Source organism: Savagea faecisuis, assembly GCF_042675605.1.
Classification (GTDB): Bacteria; Bacillota; Bacilli; order Bacillales_A; family Planococcaceae; genus Savagea; species Savagea faecisuis.
The window spans coordinates 1-1,119 of the sequence record NZ_JBHTJF010000056.1; the positions used below are offsets into that span (position 1 = coordinate 1).

General features: G+C 41.2%; 1 protein-coding gene. It reads left to right on the forward strand.

Annotation, left to right across the window (positions count from 1 at the left end; all coding sequences use genetic code 11):
• Positions 1 to 37 precede the first annotated feature (37 nt).
• On the forward strand, positions 38 to 1,119 hold a 1,082-nt coding region (locus ACFQ0V_RS13255; protein WP_381014461.1), incomplete at its 3' end, for an IS4 family transposase.

Below are 1,119 nucleotides of genomic sequence, written 5' to 3' on the forward strand. Positions count from 1 at the left end.
AAGTTACCACACCAACATTTACGAGGAGGAATCTCTCATGGCTAAGAATACCACGATTTTCACGTTACTTCAAAACTTTATTTCACAGGAAGAAATCAAAGAGATTCTTGCTGAATATGGCTTTGAAGATACAGCTCGTAAATGCGATGTACCGACACTTTTAGCTTATTTAGTTGGCGCTGCTGCTTTCGAATGGAAAAGCTTACGTCACGCAGCAGATGTTGCTTCAGCACAAGGCTTGAAATCTGTGGATTATTCCACGCTTTCTAAACGCTTAGGCGATCTGAATTACCACATTGTGAAACGCATTTTTAACGTCATTGTTGGCCGTCTAAACCGAGCAGCACGTCGTAAATTAAAGCTAAAAAAAGACTTACTGGCAATTGATTCGACAACGATTACAGTTGGGAAAACACGTTTACCATGGGCTTTATATCACGGTGAGCGTTCAGGTATTAAACTGCACGTTAGCTTTACAAATTCAACAGAGATGCCCCTGAAAGTCGTGGAAACAACAGGTTTGAAAAACGATGGTCCAATTGGTGTAAAGTTAGAGGACAAGCGTTTTATCTTAGTAGCGGACCGTGCTTATTTTTCAATCGATAAAGCGGATCGTTACGCGCGAACAGGGCAAGATTTCGTCATTCGTTTGAAAGAGAATATTCACCTAAGCCGCAAGAAATCATTGAAAAGAACCGTTGTCACAGGTTCCAACGTGACAGCTGATTTTACGTGCATCATCGGTACGGCGCAAAAACAAACAAAGAAACGTCATCGTGTCGTTGAATTTGTCGATTACGAAGGTGAACTTGTACGCGTTGTAACGAACCTTTTGGATGTAACCGCTGAAGAAATCGCTGGCATGTACAAAGAACGCTGGGCAATTGAATCCTTTTTTCGTTGGATTAAGCAGAACTTAAATGTGCCTGTTTTATTTGGCACAACTGAAAACGCCGTGTTTAACCAATTGTTCGCGGCTTTAATTGCCTACGTATTACTCAAGTTTTTACAAACGGAAGGACACAAGAAAAAGCACTGTAAACGCTTATCTTTCGCTGGTTTTAAACGCCAGTTTATTTGTGATACCTTGCCGATTGAATGGCGGATTGGACTCAAAGA